5 protein-coding genes and 1 pseudogene are annotated in these 5,425 nt (G+C 69.6%); 2 read left to right on the forward strand and 4 right to left on the reverse strand.

Features of this window, described 5'->3' with window-relative positions:
* Positions 1 to 105 (forward strand): annotated as a pseudogene (locus QH196_RS18155) (nitric oxide synthase); the annotation flags it as partial.
* 239 nt (positions 106 to 344) lie between these two features.
* On the opposite strand, the gene hpt reads toward QH196_RS18155, so the two are convergent.
* The 4 genes from hpt to QH196_RS18175 are packed head-to-tail and all read right to left on the reverse strand — an operon-like array spanning position 345 to position 4,565.
* Positions 345 to 908 (reverse strand): hypoxanthine phosphoribosyltransferase, encoded by a 564-nt coding sequence (hpt, locus tag QH196_RS18160; RefSeq protein ID WP_280416990.1) that lies wholly within the window; start codon positions 906 to 908, stop codon positions 345 to 347.
* Between the two features lie 27 nt (positions 909 to 935).
* The gene (gene tilS, locus QH196_RS18165; protein WP_432279508.1) at positions 936 to 1,910 is read right to left on the reverse strand and encodes a tRNA lysidine(34) synthetase TilS; all 975 of its coding nucleotides are present in this window, start codon (positions 1,908 to 1,910) and stop codon (positions 936 to 938) included.
* A gap of 37 nt (positions 1,911 to 1,947) precedes the next feature.
* Positions 1,948 to 3,066 carry a zinc-dependent metalloprotease gene (locus tag QH196_RS18170; RefSeq protein WP_280416991.1) on the reverse strand — a complete coding sequence of 373 codons (1,119 nt, stop codon included), beginning with the start codon at positions 3,064 to 3,066 and terminating at the stop codon, positions 1,948 to 1,950.
* A gap of 14 nt (positions 3,067 to 3,080) precedes the next feature.
* Entirely contained in the window at positions 3,081 to 4,565 is a 1,485-nt protein-coding gene (locus tag QH196_RS18175) for a D-alanyl-D-alanine carboxypeptidase/D-alanyl-D-alanine-endopeptidase (RefSeq protein ID WP_280416994.1), read from the reverse strand.
* A gap of 189 nt (positions 4,566 to 4,754) precedes the next feature.
* On the opposite strand from QH196_RS18175, the gene QH196_RS18180 reads away from it, so the two are divergent.
* On the forward strand, positions 4,755 to 5,246 hold the full coding sequence (locus tag QH196_RS18180; RefSeq protein ID WP_280416992.1) for an inorganic diphosphatase: 492 nt from the start codon (positions 4,755 to 4,757) through the stop codon (positions 5,244 to 5,246).
* Positions 5,247 to 5,425: the final 179 nt, after the last annotated feature.

Below are 5,425 nucleotides of genomic sequence, written 5' to 3' on the forward strand. Positions count from 1 at the left end.
GACCTCGCCGACCTCGATCCGCAGGCCTTCCACCTCATCGTCTGCTCCACCTACGGCGAGGGCGACCTGCCGACCGGCGCCGAACCCTTTGTGGGCCTCGCTGAACTCGGCACAACTGGTGGGCACGTTCGGTCAGGGACTCGCCGCTGACGAGGCAGCGGAGGACGGTCGACTTACCCGGCTCCGACTCGCCGATCAGGCCGAGTGCCTCGCCCGGTGCGATAAAGGCGCGGTGCGGACATTGCTCGGCGACCCGGTGCTGCGCCGCCTGGACGAGCATGTTCGATCGGGAACTCGCCGGCGGTGAGCACCTTCGTTCGGGGCTCACCGCACACCGTTGGGTCTCAGCCGGTTTCGCCGCCGTAGACGCGTGGGTGCAGGGTGCCGATATAGGGCAGGTCGCGGTAGCGCTCGGCGTAGTCCAGGCCGTATCCCACAACGAATTCGTTGGGGATATCGAAGCCCACATTCGCCACCTCGACCTGGGTGCGCAGCGCATCGGGCTTGCGCAGCAGGGTCACCACCTCGAGCGAGGCCGGGTTGCGGGTGGAGAGGTTGCGCATCAGCCAGGACAGCGTCAGACCCGAATCGATGATGTCCTCGACGATCAGCACATTGCGACCGGCGATGTCCTTGTCCAGATCCTTCATGATGCGCACGACGCCGGAGGACGAGGTGGACGACCCGTAGGACGAGACGGCCATGAACTCCAGCTGGGTCGGAATGGGTAGGGCCTTGGCGAGGTCGGTCATGAAGAAGATCGCGCCCTTGAGTACTCCGACCAGCAGAAGATCCCCCTCGGGGGCATCGGCCGGGTACCGCTTGGAGATCAGTTCGGCCAGCTCGCTGACCTTGGCCTCGATTTCTTCCTCGGTGATCAGGACCGAAGCGATATCGTCCCCGTACACGTCAGCTGGTTTCCCTTCGGTTTCGGCTCACCCGGTCGCGCGGGCAAGTGTCAGCCTGCCATGCTCGCGGACGACGACCAACCTGGTCCCCCGCTCTCCCCCGCTCACCGCGACCCCGCCCTGGCCGTGCCAGGCCACTACAAGATCGTCCACCGCCCGGAGATGTGCGCCTGTCACCACCCGCACTCCACAGGCCAGCAGCCAGGCCCGCACGGTCCGGCGGCGCACTGCCGGGGCCGCGTCGGCGAGTACCGCGCAGGACAGGCCCGCACCGCCGAATTCCGCCCGGACCAGCAGTTCGGCAGCGAACTCGTCGAGTGCGGTGTTGTCCTCGCGTAACAGTTCGGCGGTACGGGACAGCGCGAGGGCCGCGCTACCGCCGAGCACATCCTCCAGAAGCGGCAGGACTTCGGCCCGCAGACGGACGCGAGTGAATTCCGGGGAAAGATTGTGTGGATCCTCATAGGGCGCCAGACCGAGGTCCGCGCAGAACTGCCGGGTGGTCTCCCGCCGGACATTCAGCAGTGGCCGGCCCCATGGTTCGTCGAACGGCGCCATCCCCTGGATCGAGCGCGCTCCGGAACCGCGGCCGAGTCCGAGCAGCACGGTCTCGGCCTGATCGTCGAGCGTATGCCCGAGCAGCACCGGCAGGTCGCCGCGCGCATGGTCCAGTGCGCCGTAACGGGCGGTGCGTGCGGCCGCCTCCATACCGCCGGGACCGTTCACCTCGACCGGCAGTACGCGCACCGATCGGCAGCCCAGCGCTCGCGCGGTGGCCGCCGCCGTCGCCGCGACCTCGTCCGACCCGGCCTGCAACCGATGGTCCACGACAAGCGCGTCCACCGTCGCCGCTTCGGCGACCGCCGCGGCCGTCAAGGCCAGCGAATCGGCGCCGCCCGACAGCGCGACGGCCACCTTCGATTCCGCGGGCCGGAACCGCGCCAGCCAACCCCGGACGGCGTGCCGCAGAGTCAGCACCGCAGGTGTCTCGGGTAACAGGATCGGCCGGGCCATGGCGCTGTGCGATGGCGCCACGGGATCAGCCCAGAACCCGGGTGATCCAGCGGCGTGGGTCGTCGATCTCCTCGGTGCGCGGCAGAGTATCGGCATCGGTCCATATCGCGTTGAACTGCTGCATACCCACCGTGGTGACCACCTCGTCGACGAAAGCCTTACCGCGCACATACTGTGCGACCTTCGCGTCGATTCCCAGCAGTGCGCGCAGCAGCCGCTGGACCGGGTTGGCGGGGCGGGTGCGCCGTTTGTCGAAGGCGGACCGGATCTGCTCGACCGTGGGCACCACACTCGGGCCGACAGCGTCCATCACATGGTCGGCGTGCCCCTCGAGCAAGGTGCCCAGCATCAGCAGCCGGTCCAGCGCCTCCCGCTGCGCGGGGGGCTGGGTGGCGCGCAGCAAACCGACCACGCCACGCGAATTCGGATCGTCGGAGGCCCGGCCGCTGCGCCGCAGCTTGAGTTCGGTGATCAACCGCGCCAGCATCTCCGAGGTCGCCTCGTCCTCGATATCGCCGAGCACCTCGACGTTCTCGCGCATATAGCCGGACAGCCACGGGGACGCCGAGAACTGCACCCGGTGGGTCACCTCGTGCAGGCAGACCCAGAAACGGAAATCCGCCGGCGTCACCCCCAGCGCCCGCTCGACACCGACGATATTCGGCGCCACCAGCAGCAGGGTGCCGTCGGGGCCGGTGAACGGGTCGTACTGGCCGAGGATCGCGGTGGACAGGAAGGCGAGCATGGCGCCCACCTGCACACCGGCCGGTTTCCCGGCGAGCGCGCCACCGCGGTCCGCCGTTCCCGTTCCGGTGAGCAGCGACATGGAATCGGCCGCGGCGCCGATCCAGCCCGGGCGGTCGACGATCCGCGCGGCGGGCACCGGCTGATCGTCGAGCAGACCGGTCACCGCGCGGACCGGTGCCTCGGCCCGCACCGACGCATCGGCGAGCTCGGCCACGGCCTGTTCGGCGGCGAGCCGGGAAGTCCGTGGCCCGGCCGGTACCAGCGCCGCCCCGGTACGGGCGGCCCAACGCCAATCCACCGCGCCCGAAAACGTGCGCCGCTCGCTACCGGCACCGGGTGAGCCGTTATCGGCCGACTCGGGCGCGCCGGGCCCGCCCGGACCTTGTCGAATCGTCATGCGCCCTCCAGCCGTCAGGAACATCCACAGTTGCGCAGCGTGGTCGCAACGGCGTCCAATGCGGGCCGGCTGACCTCCGGCGGCCGATCGCTCGACATCAAGGTGAAGGTCAGGACCCGGCCGTCACGATCCAGTACATACCCGGCCAACGTACTGGCCACCGACAGAGTTCCGGTCTTGGCGCGCACCCAGCCCGCGCCGCCCTGGTTCTGCGTGACATAACGACCGGCCAGCGAACCGGTACCACCGGCGACCGGCAGATAGTCGAGCAGCGGGACAAGCGTGGCGGTCAGGGACTGCTCGGGGTCGGCGGGTTCGGATTTCGATCCGGCGCCGGCACCGAGCGGCGGTAGCACCGGATTCGGTGCGGTGCTCGCCGGCTCCTCCTCCGGTCCGGGGCCGGCGGCGGTGGCCAGGATCCGGTCCAGCACCCGCGCCGGAATCCGGTCGTCGGTCGACAGGCCACTGCAATCGTGCATGGTGACGCCGTTCAGATCGAAGCCGTGCTCGGTGAGCACCGCGGCGACCGCGGCGGCGGCGCCGTCGAACGATGCCGGATGGCCGGTGGCCTGCGCGACCTCCCGGCCGATCGTCTCGGCCAGCACGTTGTCCGAGTGCACCATCATGTCGCGCAACCGGTCGCGCAGCGGCGCGGACGCCACCTCGGCCAGCCGCTTGGTGCCCTGCGGCGCGCTGCCGATCCGCACCTTCGCCGGATCGAGGCCGAGTTCGGACGCCAACCGGCGGCCCACATCCAGCGCCGGAGTGCCCGAACGTGGCGAATACTCGACCAGCGGATCCAGCCGGCCACCGTCGAGCATGACCGGTTCCAGGGGGGCGATGGAACCGCCGCCGATATCGATCGGATCCCAGCCCCGGGCCATCGCCGGGCCGGTGTAACGCGAGATATCGACCACAATGGTGTCGGCCCGCACATCGGCGTTACGCACCTGATTCGCGAGGTCGGCCAAGCTGGCGGCCCCCGGGTAGTAGCCCTTCCCGCCGGGTTGCGCGGTCAGCGTGGGATCGCCGCCGGCGACCAGCACGATCTCGTTCGGCGCCGCACCCGCCACCACCCGGGTCTGCACGCGCTGATCGGCAGGCAGGGTGAGCAGCGCGGCGGCAGTGGTCATGATCTTGGCCGTCGACGACGGCACACGCGGTTCGTCGGCGCGGGAATTCCACAGCACGGTGCCGGTCCCGGCATCGGTGACCGACCCCGCGAAACCACCCAGGTCAGGATTGGCGGCCACGGGGCCGAGGGCCGCCGCGACCCCGGCAGAGCTGGGCACCGGACCGGTATCGGGCGCCGGCCGGACATCCGGGAGCACCCGGACCGGGGCAGGCGGCGCCGCGACGGTGAGCCCACCGTGCCGGAATTCCGGAGTCCACGGTTGCAATACGACCGCCAGCACCACGGCCGCACCCACCAGACCCACCAGGACGGTGATCAACCACGCCCGCAACCCACGGCGCCGGCGCCCTGCCGACCCGTCCATCCCGCTGCCACCCTGCCAAACCACGCTGCCGCCGTCTCCCTCGTACCTGTCCGTGGCACCGGACCCCGCCCAACCCATGTGCCGCCGACAACCCTATCGGTGTTCCGCTACCGTTCTCGGCGAACAACCGGGTGCGCCGGCCGGCGCCGGCCACCACGGTGCATCGTGAGAGCAGCGGAAGGAGCTGGCGTGGAGTTCGACGTCACCATCGAGATCCCCAAGGGGTCGCGCAACAAGTACGAGGTCGACCACGAAACGGGACGGGTCCGGCTCGACCGGTTCCTGTACACCTCGATGGCCTACCCGGCCGACTACGGCTTCATCGAGAACACCCTCGGCGAAGACGGCGACCCGCTGGACGCCCTCGTACTACTGCCGGACTCGGTGTTCCCCGGCGTCATCGTCGAGGCCCGCCCGGTGGCCATGTACCGGATGACCGACGAAGCGGGCGGCGACGACAAAATCCTGTGCGTACCCGCCGGCGACCCGCGCTGGGACCATATCCAGGACCTCGCCGACGTTCCGGAGTTCGAACTGGCCGCGATCAAGCATTTCTTCGAGCGGTACAAGGACCTCGAGCCCGGCAAGTACGTCAAGGGCTCGGAATGGGTCGGGCGCGCCGAGGCCGAGACGGAGATCGAGGCTTCCTTCCAGCGGCTTAAGGACAAGGGCGGGCACTGAGTTCTTGGCGCGCGATGCCTACTCGATTCGAACGCCGGAGGGCCGCCTACTCGATTCGAATGCGGGAGGACGGGCGTCGCGGCGCTGAAGACTGATCGGTCGCTGCACAGGCGTGAAGGGTCCATGCGGGCTAGTTGGTGAAGGTGCTGTGTTTTTGGCGCGCTGGCGCGCGCGGGGTT

This window comes from Nocardia carnea (assembly GCF_029868325.1).
Taxonomy (GTDB): domain Bacteria; phylum Actinomycetota; class Actinomycetes; order Mycobacteriales; family Mycobacteriaceae; genus Nocardia; species Nocardia carnea_C.